16 protein-coding genes, 1 tRNA gene and 1 pseudogene are annotated in these 15,956 nt (G+C 66.6%); 5 read left to right on the top strand and 13 right to left on the bottom strand.

Annotated elements, in window-relative coordinates:
* Nucleotides 1-13: 13 nt before the first annotated feature.
* From RV045_RS09735 to leuC, 8 genes are all read right to left on the bottom strand, one after another.
* Nucleotides 14-718 (bottom strand): phosphoribosylanthranilate isomerase, encoded by a 705-nt coding sequence (locus RV045_RS09735; protein WP_423235590.1) that lies wholly within the window; start codon nucleotides 716-718, stop codon nucleotides 14-16.
* On the bottom strand, nucleotides 715-1,611 hold the full coding sequence (gene truA / locus RV045_RS09730) for a tRNA pseudouridine(38-40) synthase TruA (protein ID WP_423235589.1): 897 nt from the start codon (nucleotides 1,609-1,611) through the stop codon (nucleotides 715-717). Before truA ends, RV045_RS09735 begins: the two co-directional genes overlap by 4 nt.
* Nucleotides 1,604-4,147, bottom strand: a complete 2,544-nt coding sequence (locus tag RV045_RS09725; protein ID WP_423235588.1) for a type IV pilus assembly protein FimV — start codon at nucleotides 4,145-4,147, stop codon at nucleotides 1,604-1,606. The genes truA and RV045_RS09725 overlap by 8 nt, the downstream gene beginning before the upstream one ends.
* A 93-nt stretch (nucleotides 4,148-4,240) precedes the next feature.
* Nucleotides 4,241-5,371: an aspartate-semialdehyde dehydrogenase gene (gene asd, locus RV045_RS09720; RefSeq protein WP_423235587.1), complete on the bottom strand. Its 1,131-nt coding sequence runs from the start codon at nucleotides 5,369-5,371 to the stop codon at nucleotides 4,241-4,243.
* Nucleotides 5,372-5,425: 54 nt separating this feature from the next.
* The gene (leuB, locus tag RV045_RS09715; protein ID WP_423235586.1) at nucleotides 5,426-6,499 is read right to left on the bottom strand and encodes a 3-isopropylmalate dehydrogenase; all 1,074 of its coding nucleotides are present in this window, start codon (nucleotides 6,497-6,499) and stop codon (nucleotides 5,426-5,428) included.
* Nucleotides 6,500-6,569: 70 nt separating this feature from the next.
* Complete coding sequence (leuD, locus tag RV045_RS09710) at nucleotides 6,570-7,220, bottom strand: 3-isopropylmalate dehydratase small subunit (RefSeq protein ID WP_423235585.1); 651 nt, start codon at nucleotides 7,218-7,220, stop codon at nucleotides 6,570-6,572.
* 95 nt (nucleotides 7,221-7,315) lie between these two features.
* Nucleotides 7,316-7,456 (bottom strand): entericidin A/B family lipoprotein, encoded by a 141-nt coding sequence (locus tag RV045_RS09705; protein ID WP_423235584.1) that lies wholly within the window; start codon nucleotides 7,454-7,456, stop codon nucleotides 7,316-7,318.
* A 58-nt stretch (nucleotides 7,457-7,514) separates the two neighbouring features.
* Nucleotides 7,515-8,927: a 3-isopropylmalate dehydratase large subunit gene (leuC, locus tag RV045_RS09700; protein ID WP_423235583.1), complete on the bottom strand. Its 1,413-nt coding sequence runs from the start codon at nucleotides 8,925-8,927 to the stop codon at nucleotides 7,515-7,517.
* A 233-nt stretch (nucleotides 8,928-9,160) separates the two neighbouring features.
* Between leuC and RV045_RS09695 the strand changes: the two genes are divergently transcribed.
* From RV045_RS09695 to RV045_RS09675, 5 genes and pseudogenes are all read left to right on the top strand, one after another.
* Nucleotides 9,161-9,982, top strand: a complete 822-nt coding sequence (locus RV045_RS09695; RefSeq protein ID WP_423235582.1) for a leucyl/phenylalanyl-tRNA--protein transferase — start codon at nucleotides 9,161-9,163, stop codon at nucleotides 9,980-9,982.
* A complete protein-coding gene (locus RV045_RS09690) occupies nucleotides 9,979-10,812 on the top strand; it encodes an arginyltransferase (protein ID WP_423235581.1) in 834 nt (277 codons plus the stop codon). Before RV045_RS09695 ends, RV045_RS09690 begins: the two co-directional genes overlap by 4 nt.
* Before the next feature lie 90 nt (nucleotides 10,813-10,902).
* The gene (locus tag RV045_RS09685) at nucleotides 10,903-12,192 is read left to right on the top strand and encodes an aspartate kinase (protein WP_423235580.1); all 1,290 of its coding nucleotides are present in this window, start codon (nucleotides 10,903-10,905) and stop codon (nucleotides 12,190-12,192) included.
* A 27-nt stretch (nucleotides 12,193-12,219) separates the two neighbouring features.
* Nucleotides 12,220-12,312: transfer RNA gene (locus RV045_RS09680), tRNA-Ser, on the top strand.
* Nucleotides 12,273-12,835 (top strand): annotated as a pseudogene (locus tag RV045_RS09675) (DUF29 domain-containing protein). The gene RV045_RS09680 and the pseudogene RV045_RS09675 overlap by 40 nt, the downstream one beginning before the upstream one ends.
* Before the next feature lie 78 nt (nucleotides 12,836-12,913).
* On the opposite strand, the gene rplI reads toward RV045_RS09675, so the two are convergent.
* The 5 genes from rplI to argA all read right to left on the bottom strand — a co-directional run bounded on the left by rplI (nucleotide 12,914) and on the right by argA (nucleotide 15,846).
* Nucleotides 12,914-13,366 (bottom strand): 50S ribosomal protein L9, encoded by a 453-nt coding sequence (rplI, locus tag RV045_RS09670; RefSeq protein ID WP_423235579.1) that lies wholly within the window; start codon nucleotides 13,364-13,366, stop codon nucleotides 12,914-12,916.
* An 11-nt stretch (nucleotides 13,367-13,377) separates the two neighbouring features.
* Nucleotides 13,378-13,668: a 30S ribosomal protein S18 gene (rpsR, locus tag RV045_RS09665; RefSeq protein ID WP_423235578.1), complete on the bottom strand. Its 291-nt coding sequence runs from the start codon at nucleotides 13,666-13,668 to the stop codon at nucleotides 13,378-13,380.
* Nucleotides 13,669-13,708: 40 nt separating this feature from the next.
* Nucleotides 13,709-14,023 (bottom strand): primosomal replication protein N, encoded by a 315-nt coding sequence (locus RV045_RS09660; protein ID WP_423235577.1) that lies wholly within the window; start codon nucleotides 14,021-14,023, stop codon nucleotides 13,709-13,711.
* Nucleotides 14,024-14,036: 13 nt separating this feature from the next.
* Nucleotides 14,037-14,390: a 30S ribosomal protein S6 gene (rpsF, locus tag RV045_RS09655; RefSeq protein ID WP_423235576.1), complete on the bottom strand. Its 354-nt coding sequence runs from the start codon at nucleotides 14,388-14,390 to the stop codon at nucleotides 14,037-14,039.
* A gap of 94 nt (nucleotides 14,391-14,484) precedes the next feature.
* Nucleotides 14,485-15,846 carry an amino-acid N-acetyltransferase gene (argA, locus tag RV045_RS09650; protein ID WP_423235649.1) on the bottom strand — a complete coding sequence of 454 codons (1,362 nt, stop codon included), beginning with the start codon at nucleotides 15,844-15,846 and terminating at the stop codon, nucleotides 14,485-14,487.
* Between the last annotated feature and the right edge of the window lie 110 nt (nucleotides 15,847-15,956).

Here is a 15,956-nt window from a genome sequence, read left to right as displayed (position 1 = left end):
GCCGGTGACCGGCTCAGGGGGCGTTGGTGTGGGCGCTGATGCGGACATTAATGCGGGCATCGGCCTGACGGACCGCCTCACAGAAGGCGTGCATCAGGTCCGGCGATTTCACGCCCCGGCTGATCTCTATCCCCGAAGAGACATCGACCGCCCATGGGCGCACGCAGCGGATGCCATCGGCGACATTGCCGCTGTGCAACCCACCAGACAAAACGACCGGAAGGCCGGCGTCCTGCGCGATCAGGGACCAATCGAAGACCTTTCCTCCCCCACCATAGCCCTCGACGTGGGCGTCGAGCAACAAGGCCTGTGCGGTGGGGATGCTGTGAGCCAAGTCTAGCAAATTCACACCGGGCTTCATGCGCACGGCCCGCAAAAAGGGGCGTCCGGGGGCGGTGCATTGCTGCGGCGTCTCGTCGCCATGAAACTGCAGCACCGCCGTGGGACAGGCGTCCAGCGCGGCGGCGATCTCACCGGGCGTGGCGTTGACCAGCAGCACCACGGGCGTCACGAAAGGCGGCAGGCGCCGCGACAGGTCGCGCAGAGCATCCACGCTCACCGCGCGGGGGCTGGGCGGATACAGCACAAAACCGACCGCATCGGCTCCGGCCGAGACGGCGGCTTCGACATCGGCGGGCGTGCTCAGGCCACAGAGTTTGATGCGTGTGCGGTGCGGCGTGGGAGTTCTGGCGGGAGCGGCGGAGACAGACGTGTTCATGCCCCGCAGTATGCCGGATGCGCTGCAGCCTCCGCCGCCGCGCCCGGCAACCAGTCCATGCCCGGGGTGTACTCGGGCAGTTTCCAGGACGGGTCGTAAACCGGGCCCAGAAAGTACAGGCCCTGCGGCGGGTAGGTCGGCGCGGCCAGGTCGCGGCGGCGCGCGGCCAGCACCTCGCCCAGCCACTGCGGCGGATGCCTGCCCTGCCCCACATAAACCAGACAGCCGACCAGATTGCGCACCATGTGGTGCAGAAAGGCGTTGCCTTCGACATCGATGCGCCAGCAGCTGCCGTGGCGCGTGACCTCGGCGCGGTACAGCGTTTTCACCGGCGACAGCGCCTGGCACTGCGAGGATCGGAAGGCGCTGAAATCGTGCTCGCCCAGCAGCAGGTCGGCCGCAGCCTGCATGGCCGCGCCGTCCAGCGGGCGCACGCTCCAGCCGCAGGCCTGGGCCTCGAAGGCCGGGCGGCTGGCCGATTCGCGGATCAGGTAGACGTAGCGGCGGCGACGCGCCAGGCGCCGGGCGTGAAACTCCGGCCCCACCGCCGCGCACCACTGCACCGCAATATCGGGCGGCAGAAAACGGTTCACGCCGCGCACCCAGGCGTGCGGCGGGCGCTGCACCGGCACATCCAGGTGCACGACCTGGTTGAGCGCGTGCACGCCCGTGTCGGTGCGTCCACTGCAGCGCAGGCCAAAATCGGCGACGGGTGCGGTTTCGCCGAGCACAAAGTGGCTCAGGGCGCGCTGGACGTGATCCTGCACCGTCTGCCCGCCAGGCTGGCTCTGCCAGCCGAAGTAGGCCTCGCCGCGATAAGCCAGCCCCAGCGCCAGACGATAAGTCGCTGCTGCCGCTTCGAGGGCCACCGCTGCGGCCCGCTCTTCAGGCACTGCGCTTTGCGGGTTCGCCGTCAGATCCGGGCTCCTGCGCAGGCTGGGGCACGGCTTGCGCCCCCGACACCAGCGCGTCGTCGGGCACCGGCTGCGGATCGACCAGGGCCAGGCTCAGATCACCAAAATCAAAAAGGCCCTCTTCCACTGACGACGAGGCCGGGGTGACAGCCGCCAGATCGCTCTCAGTGACTTCAGGCAGATCCGGAAGTTCAGACAGCGTGTTGTCCAGCATGGAGCTGGTGGGCTCCAGCAGTTCGATGCTGTTCAGGCTGTCGCTGTCCAGCGGGGGGGGCGCATCGACATGGGCAGCGGCATGGTGCGGTTCTGGCGAAGCGGCAGGAGACGGCGGTGGCGAAGGTGCGATCTCTTCGGCTTCTTTTTCGGCTTCTTTCGCGGGCGCAGCCGCAGCCAGGGCCACCGCTCCAGCACTTGCGCCCGCACCGACCAGCAGCGAGCGCAGCATGTGCTGCCCGGTGACCGGAATTGCAGCAGGCGCCTGCAGGCGCACAGGGCCCGGCGCAGGCGTTGGTGCCGGGGCGGGAACAGGTGCAGGCTCAGCCGCCGCAGCGGGTGCGTCGGGTTCGGGGGTATTTTGCAGCGCAGAGGAAACGGCCTCCACCTCAGCCCGGTAGAGCCAGTGATCGGGATCGATCTCGCGGCCCATGGACTGCACGGCCGCCCAGTCGGGGCCGGAGCCGCCGGTGCGCTCCAGCATCCATTGCGCCTGGGTCGCATAGGCCACAGTGTGCTTGCCCTGGGCCAGAACTTCGAGCAGCAGGCGGCGCAGCTCGATGTTGTCGGGGGAGAGCGCAATGGCTTCTTCCAGAATCTCGCGCGCCTCGTCCACGCGGCCGTAGGCGACGTAAACGCGCGCTTCCTGCAGCGGGTCCACGCCCTCGCTGCTGCCCCCGACATCGGCCGGTTCGATCTGGCCCTGGGCCATCGGCAGCACCGAAGCCCCGCCCACCGCACCCACGGTGGTCAGGCCCAGACGCGATTCGGTATCCACCGTCTGCCCGCCCTCGTGCACCAGCAGCCCGTCGTCGTCGGACTGGCGTGAATTCTCGAAAGCCGCGAAATCGCTGGGCGCTCGCCAGCGCCGCCAGCCCCAGAGCACGGCCGCGCCGACCAGCAGCCCGAGCAGGCCACCCAGCGCGGGGCGCAGCCAGGAGCGCTGGGGCGTTTCGGCCCCCGCCGCTGCCAGAGCCACCGGCGTTGCGGCCTGTGCGGACGAAATCATGCCCGCCGCAGGGGCCTCGACCGGCACGGTCGCCGGGGTGGCGGCCTCCGGCCGAACTGCAGCGGCAGGGGCCGCAGGCGCAGCCGGGCCGGGAGCGGCGGCGGGTGCCGCCAGAGCTTTCAGATCCTGCAGATTGCGCTCGACCTCGGCCATCTGCTCATCCGCATCCTTGCGCTGGCCCTCCTGGGCGATCTGGCTGAGCTCCCTGTCCTGGCTGTCCTTTGCAGCGGCCTCCTGCGACAGGCGCAGCTGGTCGGGCGACTGCGCCACTGCAGCGCTGCGCCCGTCCTGCACGCGGGCGGACGGCGTCAGCACGTCGCCAGTGCGGCTTTGTGCGGCGGATTGCGCCACGCTCACCTGCGGCGCCTGGCCCGCCAGCGTGGTGCGGTAGCGGTCAAAATCGGCGCTGTGCGCGACGACCAGCTCGGTGGCCTCACCAGCGTCCACGCCGCGCAGGCGGGCCGGGCTGGGCACGCGCAGCACCACGCCCGCGCGCAGGCGATTCATGTTGTCGCCGGCAAAGGCTTTGGGATTGCTGCGGTACAGGCCGACCAGCACCTGATCCAGCGAGACGCCCTGCACATGGCCCTGCACCCGGCGCGCCAGACCGCTGAGGGTATCGCCGCGCCGCACGCGCAAGGCCTGCAGCTCGGGCGAAGCCCGCACGCTGCCGCGCGTCTCCTGACGGGCCCTCTGGCGCGCCTCCTGCGGGGTGCGCGATACGCGCGACACCGCGGGTGCCGCTGCTGCGCGCGCGGCCTGGGCGGCCTGCGGTTCAGCCCCTTCAGCGGGGGAAGCGGGTGCAGTCAAGGCCAGCGCCGCCACCGGAGCGCCCGAATAACCGATGGTCGGGCCAGCCGACGTGTCTGGCTCTGCAGCCGCAGGCGACAGACGCGCCACGGCCGCAGGCTGCAGCACGCCGCGCGGGTTGACCAGCAGCGAGACCTCGCGCATCAGCTGTCCGCTGGGGGTGTTGAATTCGAGCACCAGCTGCACCACGGGCTCGGACACCGGGGCGCGCGTGCTGAGCACCACCTTGCCATCCCCGGCCGCATCGACGCTGAGCCGCGCCGCCACAGGCGGCAGGGCTGGCAGACCCGCACCCGGCACTGCGGACACCCCCACGCGCACGCCCTGCCCCGAAGGCGGCAAGCCCCGCAGATCCAGTTCGGCCTGCAGTGGCTCGCCCACCGAGGAGCTCACCCGGACCTGGCCAAACTGCTGCGCCCAGACGGGCACGGGCCCCAGCAGGGCCGCTCCAGCCATCATCAGGGTCGCGAGGGGCGTTTTCATGTCCTGTCTCCGGTGGGCAGGGAAAATTCAGAAGTCATCATCATGCCGCAAGGTCCGCCATCACCATACCGGAAAAAACGCCCGCCGAAGCCCTCAACCCTGCAGCAGAATGCGCAGCATGCGGCGCAGCGGCTCGGCGGCGCCCCACAGCAGCTGGTCGCCGATGGTGAAGGCGCCCACATAGTCCGGCCCCATGGCCAGCTTGCGGATCCGGCCCACAGGAATGGTCATGGTGCCGGTCACCGCCACGGGCGTCAGATCCTGGATCGTGGCCTCGCGGGTGTTGGGCACCACCTTGACCCACTCGTTGTCGGCGGCGATCATGGCCTCGATGTCGGCCACGGGCACGTCTTTTTTCAGCTTGAAGGTCAGCGCCTGGCTGTGGCAGCGCATGGCGCCGACGCGCACGCAAAAGCCATCGACGGGCACAGCAGCGCTGCCAAAGCCCTCGCCCTGACCCAGGATCTTGTTGGTTTCGGCCATGCCCTTCCACTCTTCCCTGGACATGCCGTTCCCGAGATCCTTGTCGATCCAGGGGATGAGCGATCCGCCCAGCGGCACGCCAAAGTTGGCGGTCTCGGCCGCAGACAGGGCACGCTGGGTGGCGACGACCTGGCGGTCAATCTCCAGAATGGCGCTTTTCGGATCGTCCAGCAGCGCCTTGACCGAGGCGTTGAGCGTGCCGTACTGCGTCAGCAGCTCACGCATGTGTTGTGCGCCGCCGCCCGAAGCGGCCTGATAGGTCTGGGTGGACATCCACTCGACCAGGCCGGCCTTGTACAGCGCACCCACGCCCATCAGCATGCAGCTGACGGTGCAGTTGCCACCAATCCAGTTGCGTCCGCCCTGGGCCAGCGCGTTCTTGATGACCGGCAGGTTGACCGGGTCCAGAATGATGACGGCGTCCTGCTCCATGCGCAGCGTGCTGGCGGCGTCGATCCAGTGGCCCTTCCAGCCTGCGGCGCGCAGCTGGGGGAAAACGGCGCTGGTGTAATCGCCGCCCTGGGCGGTGACGATGATGTCACAGCGCTTGAGGGCGTCAATGTTGTGCGCATCCTGCAGGGCGGTTTCGTTTTTCGCCTGCGCGGGAGCCTGACCGCCCGCGTTCGAGGTCGAGAAAAACAGCGGCTCGAAGTGATCGAAATCCCCTTCGGCGTTCATCCGGTCCATCAGGACCGAACCCACCATGCCACGCCAGCCGACCAGACCCACCAACTTGCTCATTTTTTGTCCTTTGAAAAGAATCTCTGCTGTGCCATCGAGAGGCGCCGGAAGCGGTCAGCCCAGCGCGCGCACCACCGCCTCGCCCATGGCGCGAGTGCCGACCTTCTGGCAGCCTTCTGACCAGATATCGGCCGTGCGCAGGCCCTGTTCCAGCACCTTCTGCACAGCGGCCTCGATGCGCTGGGCCGCAGGCGCCAGGTCCAGCGAGTAGCGCAGCATCATCGCCGCCGACAGGATGGTGGCCAGCGGATTGGCCATGTCCTGGCCCGCGATGTCGGGCGCGCTGCCGTGGCTGGGTTCGTACAGGCCCTTGTTGTTCGCATCCAGCGAAGCCGAAGGCAGCATGCCGATGGAGCCCGTCAGCATCGCGGCCTCGTCGCTCAGGATATCGCCGAACAGGTTGCCGGTGACCAGCACATCGAACTTGCGCGGCGCCTTGACCAGCTGCATCGCGGCGTTGTCCACGAGCATGTGCTCCAGCGTCACGTCCGGGTACTCTTTGTGGACTTCGACGACCACGTCTTTCCACAGCTGCGAGGTTTCCAGCACGTTGTTCTTGTCCACGCTGGTGACATGACGGCCCCGCTGGCGCGCCGCCTGGAAGGCGACGTGGGCGATGCGTTCGATCTCCGGGCGGCTGTAGCGCATGGTGTCGAAGGCTTCCTCGGTGCCGGGGAAGTGGCCGTCGGTGGCGGTGCGGCGGCCGCGCGGCTGGCCGAAGTAGATGTCGCCGGTCAGTTCGCGGATGATCAGGATGTCCAGCCCGGCGACCAGCTCGGGCTTGAGGCTGGACGCGTGCACCAGCTGCTCGTAGCACAGCGCCGGACGCAGGTTGGCGAACAGTCCCAGCGCCTTGCGCAGGCCCAGAATGGCCTGCTCGGGGCGCAGGCGGCGCTCCAGTACGTCGTACTTCCAGTCGCCCACGGCGCCGAACAGCACGGCATCAGCGCTTTGCGCCAGCGCCAGCGTGGCCTCGGGCAGCGGGTGGCCGTGAGCCTCGTAGGCGGCGCCGCCGACCAGAGCCTCTTCAAAGGCCAGCGGCAGATCCAGTGCGCGCAGCACGGCCAGCGCCTGCGCCATGATTTCCGGGCCGATGCCGTCACCGGCCAGAACTGCAATCTTCTTCATCGGGATTCTTCTGTTTTTGGGGAAAGGAAAGAGGGAAGGACGCCTGGCCCCCATCGGGCGAACGAGGCGCTCAGCCCGCCAGACGCTGGCCCAGCCAGGGCTTCTGCAGCAGGCGCTCGGCCTCGAAGGCCTGGATTTTGTCCTTGTGGCGCAGCGTCAGGCCGATGTCGTCCAGGCCGTTGACCAGGCAGTACTTGCGGAAGGACTGCACCTCGAAAGGCAGCTCCTCGCCCTGGGGCAGCACAACAACCTGGCGCTCCAGATCGATGGTCAGGCGGTAGCCGGGGAAGGCCGCGACCTCGTCGAACAGCCGCGCGATCTGCGCCTGCGGCAGCACGATGGGCAGCAGACCGTTCTTGAAGCAGTTGTTGAAAAAGATATCGGCGAAGCTGGGCGCCAGAATGGCGCGAAAGCCGTACTGGTCCAGCGCCCAGGGGGCGTGCTCGCGGCTGGAGCCGCAGCCGAAATTCTGGCGGGCCAGCAGGATGCTGGCGCCCGCGTAACGCGGCTGGTTGAGCACGAAATCGGGGTTGGGACGGCGGCTGGCCGGATCCTGGCCGGGCTCGCCCGCGTCCAGATAACGCCACTCGTCAAACAGGTTGGGGCCGAAACCCGTGCGCTGGATGGATTTCAGGAACTGCTTCGGAATAATCGCGTCGGTATCGACGTTCTCGCGGTCCAGCGGGCAGACCAGCCCCTGGTGTGTGGTGAATTTCTGCATGATGTCCTGCGCGGCCGGGTCCAGAAAAAAACAGGACGCGCGGTGGCGCCGGGGCACCGCCGCGCGTCAGGCATCCGGGGATGCCTTCAGCCCATTTACTTGGCGACTTTTTCGATGGCCTGACCGGCGGCCTGGCCACCCGACTGGACATCCTTGCCAAAGCCCTGAACGGTGTTGCAGGCGCTCAGGCCCAGAACCAGCGCGCACAGCGACAGGACAGATGCGATTTTCTTCATGGTCTTTCTCCTTGGGGTTAACGACAGAAAACGGCCCGGTCAGGCCACGGGAAACACGTCACACAAACTGACGCACATCAACGAAGTGCCCATGCACGGCGGCGGCGGCGGCCATGGCCGGGCTGACCAGGTGGGTGCGCCCGCCCGCGCCCTGGCGGCCTTCGAAATTGCGGTTGCTGGTCGAGGCGCAGCGCTCGCCCGGCTCCAGGCGGTCGGCGTTCATGGCCAGACACATGCTGCAGCCCGGGTCGCGCCACTCGAAACCGGCGGCTTTGAAAATCACGTCCAGCCCTTCGCGCTCGGCCTGTTCCTTGACCAGGCCCGACCCCGGCACCACCATCGCCAGTCGCACGTTGGGCGCCACGCGGCGGCCCAGATGGCGCACCACGCGGGCGGCTTCGCGCATGTCCTCGATGCGGCTGTTGGTGCACGAGCCGATGAACACCTTGTCGATGTGGATGTCAGCGATGGCCTTGCCGGGTTCCAGCGCCATATAGCCCAGCGCGCGCTCCATGGCGGCGCGGCGCACGGCGTCTTTCTCTTTGTCGGGATCGGGCACCAGCGCGGTCACCGGCAGGACCATCTCGGGCGAAGTGCCCCAGGTCACCTGCGGCACCAGGGCGCTGGCGTCCAGCACCACATGCGCGTCAAAGTGCGCGCCCGGATCGGAATGCAGGGTGCGCCAGTAGGCGATGGCCTGATCCAGCAGCGGGCCGGTCGGGCTGAAGGGACGGCCCTGGACGTACTGGATCGTGGTGTCGTCCACAGCCACCAGCCCGGCGCGCGCGCCCGCTTCGATGGCCATGTTGCAGACCGTCATGCGGCCTTCCATGCTCAGGGCGCGGATGGCGCTGCCCGCAAATTCGATGGTGTAGCCCGTGCCGCCCGCCGTGCCGATCTGCCCGATCACGGCCAGCACGATGTCCTTAGCGGTGCAGCCCGGCGGCAGCGTGCCGTTGACTTCCACCAGCATGTTCTTCGCTTTTTTGGCCAGCAGCGTCTGCGTGGCCAGAACGTGTTCGACCTCGGACGTGCCGATGCCGTGTGCCAGCGCGCCAAACGCCCCGTGCGTGCTGGTGTGGCTGTCGCCGCAGACCACCGTCATGCCGGGCAGCGTGGCGCCTTGCTCGGGGCCGATCACATGAACGATGCCCTGGCGGCGATCATTCATCTTGAACTGGGTGATGCCGAAGCGGTCGCAGTTGGCGTCCAGGGTGTCGATCTGCAGCTTTGACACCGGATCAGTGATGCCCTGGTCGCGCGCCGTGGTCGGCACATTGTGGTCGCTGACCGCCAGGTTGGCCGACAGGCGCCACACGGGGCGTCCAGCCAGCGTCAGGCCCTCGAAGGCCTGCGGGCTGGTGACTTCGTGCAGCAGGTGGCGGTCGATGTAAAGCACCGCCGTGCCGTCGTCTTCGGTGTGGACGACATGTTCGTCCCAGATCTTGTCATAGAGGGTGCGCGCGACCATGCGGATATCCTTTGCAGCGCTGGCGGCTCATGGGCCAGCAAGGTTGCCATTCTAAAGCGTGCGGCAACCCGTCTGCCGGGTGTGGGCGATCCCGTCCGTCCAGGGCCTGAATTACACTGCGAATGAAGAAAAGATGGCCTGTGCAGCCCGTGGCAGGCTCAATCAGTTTGTGTTCTTTTCCTGCCCCGATTTGTCCCAATCAGCCGCACTTGGCCCGAGGTCACCCCCAGCGCATGTCCATTCCTGCGGAACTGCTCTTCATTCTGGATGACGCCCCGCTGCCCGCCCCGCACAGAGCGCTGGGCGCGGGTTCGGTGGCGCCCGGTCTGGTAGCGGTGGGTCCGCCGCCGACGCTGGCGCGCCTGGAACAGGCTTACGCCCAGGCCACCTTCCCCTGCTACGGTGCGCGCGAGCTGCCGCTGTGGTGGTGCCCCGACCCGCGCATGGTGCTGGATGTGCAGGCGCTGCGCGTGACGCGCTCGCTGCGCCAGCGCCTGCGGGCCACGCGCGTGATGCAGTCCGGCGAATATCCACCCGCCAGCGGCTGGGCGATCAGCGCCAGCCGCTGTTTCGATGCGGTCATGGCCGCCTGCGCCAGCACGCCCCGGCGCGGTCAGAAGGGCGACAGCGGCGTCTGGATCCTGCCCGAACTGCGCCGCAGCTACGGCCAGTGGCACCGCCTGGGCAGGGCGCACAGTGTGGAAGTCTGGTGCGATGGCGTCCTGGCGGGCGGGTTGTATGGCGTCAACCTGGGCGCGGTGTTTTTCGGCGAATCGATGTTCAGCTGGCGCAGCGACGCGTCCAAGATCGCTCTGGCGGCGCTGGTCGCGTGGTGCCAGCGCATTGGTATCCCCATGATCGACTGCCAGATGCACAGCGCCCACCTGGAATCGCTGGGCGCGCGCCAGGTGCCGCTGGACACCCTGCTGCGCGCCCTGCCCCCTGCCGCGGTCTGCGAGCATCCCGATCACCCGGCTCACGTCTGGCGCCCGGATGCCGTCTGGCCCGCCGATCTGCTGGACGGCCTGGCGCACCCCGCCACACCTCTGACATGACCGGCGATCGCAACACACCGCCGCCCGGCGCCGCCCTCCCGCGCCCGCCGCTGCCCCTGACGCAGGACGGCGATCTGCATTACTTCCTGACCTCGCCCTACGCGTGCAGCTATCTGGCGGGGCAGACGGCGCGTTCGCTGGTCATTCACCCGGCGCGCTCGACGCAGCAGCTGCGGCCGGTGCACTTCAACGAACTGGTGCAGGCGGGCTTCCGGCGCAGCGGCAACATCATCTACCGTCCGCAGTGCGAGTCGTGCCAGAGCTGCCAGTCGCTGCGCCTTCCAGTAGCCCGCTTTGTGCCCGACCGCTCGCAAAAACGCGCCTGGCGGCGTCATACCGGGCTGCTGGCCTGCATCCACCGCCCGCACTTTGACCCGGAGCACTTTGCGCTCTACCAGCGCTACCAGTCGGCGCGCCACGCCACCGACGTGCACGGCCGCCCCGAAGCGCCCGCCAGCAGCGGCGTCTACCGCGATTTTCTGGTCAGCAGCCCCGTGCCGACCTGGCTGGTCAGCTTCCACGAAGGACCACCGTCGCGCGATGCCACGCCCGACGATCCTGTGGTCATGGTGTCCATCATCGATCTGGTCAGCGACGGGCTCTCGGCGGTCTACACCTTTTACGAGCCCCGGGAACACACCAGCTACGGCACCTGGGCCATCCTGTGGCAGATCGGGCAGGCGCGCGAGATGGGTCTGGCCCATGTCTACCTGGGCTACTGGGTGGATGGCTGCACGCGCATGGCCTACAAAACGCGCTTTGCACCGCACGAAATCTACCGGGGCGGGCAGTGGCAGCCCCCCGCGCCTGAAGGTGTGGCGCCAGACTGACGTCAGCAGCGGGCGCCGCAGCGTTTAGAATGGCGCCCGACATGCAGAAGGCCCATGAGGGCCCTGCGCGATATTTTCCGGAAACACACCATGGCACTGATCGTACACAAATACGGCGGCACGTCGATGGGCTCGGTCGAGCGCATCACGGCTGTCGCCAAACGCGTCGCCAAATGGGTCAGGGCGGGCCACCAGCTGGTGGTGGTGCCCTCGGCCATGAGCGGCGAAACCAACCGGCTGCTGGGTCTGGCGCGGGAGATCAACGCCAGCGACACCCATTCGCCCGAGTACCGGCGCGAACTCGATGCCATCGCCGCCACCGGCGAGCAGGTGTCAGTGGGCCTTCTGGCGCTGGCGCTGCAGGCCCAGGGCGTTCCCGCCATCAGTTTCGCGGGCTGGCAGGTCGCCATCCACACCGACAGCGCCTACACCAAGGCGCGCGTGGACGCCATCGACGACAGCCGCATCCGCGCTGAACTGGCGGCGGGCAAGGTGGTCATCATCACCGGCTTCCAGGGCGTGGACCCGGAGGGCAACGTGACCACGCTGGGCCGGGGTGGCTCGGACACCTCGGCGGTGGCCGTGGCGGCGGCGATCAAGGCCGACGAATGCCTGATCTACACCGACGTGGACGGCGTCTACACCACCGACCCGCGCATCGTGCCGCAGGCGCGGCGCATGAACACCATCAGCTTCGAGGAAATGCTGGAAATGGCCTCGCTGGGCTCCAAGGTGCTGCAGATCCGCAGCGTGGAGTTCGCGGGCAAGTACCGCGTGCCGCTGCGCGTGCTGTCCAGCTTCACTCCCTGGGACATCGATCTGGCCACCGAGGCGCGCTCGGGCACGCTCATCTCATTTGAAGAGGACGAAAACATGGAAAAAGCCGTCGTTTCAGGCATCGCGTTCAACCGGGACGAGGCCAAGATCACCGTCACCCGCGTGCCCGACACCCCGGGCGTGGCCTACCAGATTCTGGGCGCCGTGGCCGATGCCAACATCGATGTGGACATCATCATCCAGAACATCGCGCAGGACGGCCGCACCGACTTTTCCTTCACCGTGCCGCGCGCCGATTACCAGCGCGCCATCGATCTGCTCAAGGGCGACGTGCTGAAAACCACCGGCGCCAGCACCGTCGTGGGCGACAACAAGATCTGCAAGGTCTCCATCGTCGGCATTGGCATGCGCAGCCACGTGGGCGTCGCCAGCCAGATGTTCCGCTGCCTGAGCGAGGAAGGCATCAACATCCAGATGATTTCCACCAGCGAGATCCGCACCAGCGTGGTCATCGACGAGAAGTATCTGGAGCTGGCTGTGCGCGCCCTGCACCGCAGCTTTGGCCTGGACACGCAACCGCAGGATGAAAGCACCGGCGCCTGATTTTTCGGCTATAATTTTTGTCTTGCTGGAGTCGTGACCGAGAGGCCGAAGGTGCTCCCCTGCTAAGGGAGTATGCGGTGATGAGCTGCATCGAGGGTTCGAATCCCTCCGACTCCGCCAGCAAACCCCACTCAAAACCGTCTGAGCAGACTCTGTTCAGGCGGTTTTTTTGTATCGTCTTTTCATCGATTCAGGAGAAGACCATGCCTTCCACTTACGACACCGACATTGTTGCGTGGGCCAACGAGCAGGCCGCCCTGATCCGCGCAGGCCGGCTGGAGGAGCTTGATCTCGACAACCTCGCCGAGGAGATTCTTGATGTGGGCAACAGTGAAAAACGCGAGCTGGTCAGCCGCATGGCCGTTCTGCTGGGCCACTGCTCAAGTGGCAGGTTCAGCCCGAGCGGCGGGACTCCATCGGCTGGGCTTTGACGATTCGCCTTCAGCGTGAAGCCATCAAAGACCACCTTTCGGATGCCCCCAGCCTTCGCCCCCTGCTGTCTGATCCGCAGTTTATCCGGCGCTTCTGGCTGGATGCCCTGGCGTTTGTCGTACGGGAGACCGGAATCACCTCGCTGCCCGAGTCATGCCCCTGGAATCCGAACGAAGCACTGAGCGATGGCTGGCTGCCACCTTCGCACTGAAAGAAGACAGTTCGAGACAGAACCAAAAAAGCCGACCCGGTCTCCCGGGTCGGCTTTTTGTTCGTGCTGATGCAGGGATCAGACGTGTTCGCCGTGGATCTCGACGGTCACTTCGACCACGACGTCGGGGTGGGGAGCCACCTCGATCGTGTGTTCGCTGACGGTCTTGAAGGGGCCGTTGGGCAGGCGGACCTGCGACTTCAGCACCTCGCAGCCCATCTTGACCAGGGCGTCGGCGATGTCGGCATTGGTGACGGAGCCGAACAGGCGACCGTCAACACCGGCTTTTTGCGTGATGCGCACGGTCTGGCCCGACAGCTTCTGGCCCAGCGCCTGGGCGGCAGCCAGCTTTTCAGCGGCGGCTTTTTCCAGCTCGGCACGACGGGCTTCGAACTCTTTGAGAGCGGTTTCGGTAGCGCGGCGGGCACGCTTGGTGGGGATCAGGAAGTTACGGGCGTAACCGTCTTTGACCCGGACCACATCGCCGAGGTTGCCCAGCTTGGCGACCTTGTCCAACAAAATGACTTGCATGACCGATCTCCTTAGACTTTGTGCTGGTCGGTGTACGGCAGCAGGGCCAGCACGCGGGCGCGCTTGATGGCCGTGGTCAGCTGACGCTGGTAGTAGGCGCTGGTGCCCGTGAGGCGCGCCGGCGTGATCTTGCCGTTTTCGGCGATGAAGTCACGCAGCGTGTCCACGTCCTTGTAGTCGATTTCTTCGACGCCAGCCACCGTGAAGCGGCAGAAGCGCTTGCGGCGGAACAGCAGGGACTGCTGGTTGCGCTTGGGTTTCTTGTCCTTGCCAAAACGGCCTTTGCCTTTGGGGGGTGCCATGTTGAACCTCTTGATCGTGTATCGGTGTTGGTAAAAAACATCAAGTGAGCGTGTCGGTCTGGGGATGCGCCTCGACGGCTGTCAGCCTCAGGACGATGCCTTTGCCGCGAAGACCGTTGGACAGGAAACCCGTCGCGGTCAGTTCGCTGTCCAGAGCCAGGCTTTCGATGCGGGTGACCAGCAGGTCGCCCAGCGCGAGGGCCTGGATGTCGAGCTTCACGGTGCGGGGCAGACCGTTTTCAACCACCTGTCCTTCGTAGGTCAGGCCCAGTCTGACGGAGGGCTCTCCGGCCGGCGTGTAACGCCGCAGCTGCCGGGAAAAAAGCCTTGCGCGCAGGCAGGTCTGGTTGGTCACGCTCCGGCGGAAATCAGCTCGCTTCGGGCGCCTTGCGCTCTTCGCGGTCCACCGTCTTCATCATCACGGACGGGCCAGTTTCGGCCTTGGTCTTGACGATGGTCATGTGGCGCAGCACGGCGTCGTTGAAGCGGAAGCCGGTTTCCAGCTCGGTCAGTGTGTCGTTCGAGCACTCGATGTTCAGGCACAAGTAATGCGCCTTGCCGAGTTTCTGGATCTGGTAGGCCAGCTGGCGACGACCCCAGTCTTCGACACGGTGGACCACGCCACCGCCGCCAGTCACCAGGTTTTTATAGCGTTCCAGCATGGCCGGAACCTGTTCGCTTTGATCCGGGTGGATCAGCAGCACGATTTCGTAATGACGCATATAGACTCCTTATGGATTCCACAACAGGAAACCAGCCTGCGGCGTCGGACGCGGGCTGGCAAGGGCAATCGAAGATTCTAGCACGGGGCGGCGCTCAGCGCCAGGCTTCGCCGGGGCTGCCCAGGCGCTTGACCAGCACCTGCGAGCGGCGTTCGCGGTTGTATTTGCGCTTGCGCGCCTCGGGCAACCATTCGGGATCGACCAGCTGGAAACCGCGTTTGATGAACCAGTGCATGGTCTGCGTGGTCAGCACGAAAATACTTTCCAGCCCCTGCGCGCGGGCGCGCTGCTCGATGCGGCGCAGGATGCGCTCGCCATCGCCCTGGCCCTGGACGTGGTCGGCAACCGTGAGCGCCGCCATTTCGCCCGTGCGCGCCTCGGGATAGGGGTAGAGTGCCGCGCAGCCGAAAATAATGCCGTCGTGCTCGATCACGGTGTAGAGCGCGATGTCGCGTTCAATATCAGCGCGGTCGCGCTTGACCAGCGCCCCACGCTGCTCCAGCGGTTCGATGATTTTCAGGATGCCGCCCACGTCGTCCGAACTGGCTTCGCGCAGGCTTTCCAGCTTCTCGTCCACGATCATGGTGCCGATGCCGTCGTGCGTGAAAACTTCCTTGAGCAGCGCGCCATCGAAGGCAAACGGCAGGATGTGCGAGCGCTCGACCCCCGCGCGGCAGGCCTGCACGCAGTGGGTGAGGTAGAAGCTTAAATCGGTGGGCTGCTCGGGGCGCGGCAGACGGGCCAGCAGGCGCTCGGCATCGGCGACGGTGAGTTCGGTGTCGATGGGGCTGTCAGGGTCCAGCGGCGATTCGTGGATGCCGTCGATCTCGGTCATGAACAGCAGCTTGTCCGCCTTGAGCCCGATCGCCACCTGTGTGGCCAGCTCTTCCATGACCAGATTGAAAGCCTCGCCGGTGGGCGAAAAGCCAAAGGGCGAGAGCAGCACCATGGCGCCGCCGTCGATGATGGCGCGGATGGACGCGCTGTCCACCTTGCGCACCGCGCCGCTGTGCATGAAGTTGACGCCGTCGATGATGCCGTAGGGCCGCGCCGTCACAAAGTTGCCCGAAATGATGCGCACCGTGCTGTTGGCCATCGGCGTGTTGGGCAGGCCCTGCGAGAAGGCGGCTTCGATCTCGAAGCGCAGCTGTCCGGCCGCTTCCTGCGCGCAATCCAGCGCGATGGGGTCGGTGACGCGCCGCCCCTGGCTGAAGACCGCCGGGTGGCCCTTGGCGGCCAGCTGCTCGTTGACCTGCGGGCGAAAGCCGTGCACCAGCACGATCTTGATCCCCATCGCGTGCAGGATGGCCAGGTCCTGCACAAAGGCCGTCAGGCGCCCGGCAGCGATCAGCTCGCCGACGATGCCCACGACAAAAGTCTGGCCGTGATAGGCGTGGATGTAAGGCGCCACGGCGCGGAACCAGGGGACAAAATGCTCGTCCAGCACCTTGTTCATCATGCGGGAAACTCCTTGGAGGCGGGGGCGCAGGGTGTCGCAGGGCCGCCGTGCAGATCGGGTCAGGTCGGCATTGTGACGGATAATCCCGCCCGTGAAGAGCCCCCCCA

This window comes from Amphibiibacter pelophylacis (assembly GCF_037688875.1).
Lineage (GTDB): Bacteria > Pseudomonadota > Gammaproteobacteria > Burkholderiales > Burkholderiaceae_C > Amphibiibacter > Amphibiibacter pelophylacis.
This window is presented reverse-complemented; position numbering and strand designations above follow the sequence as displayed.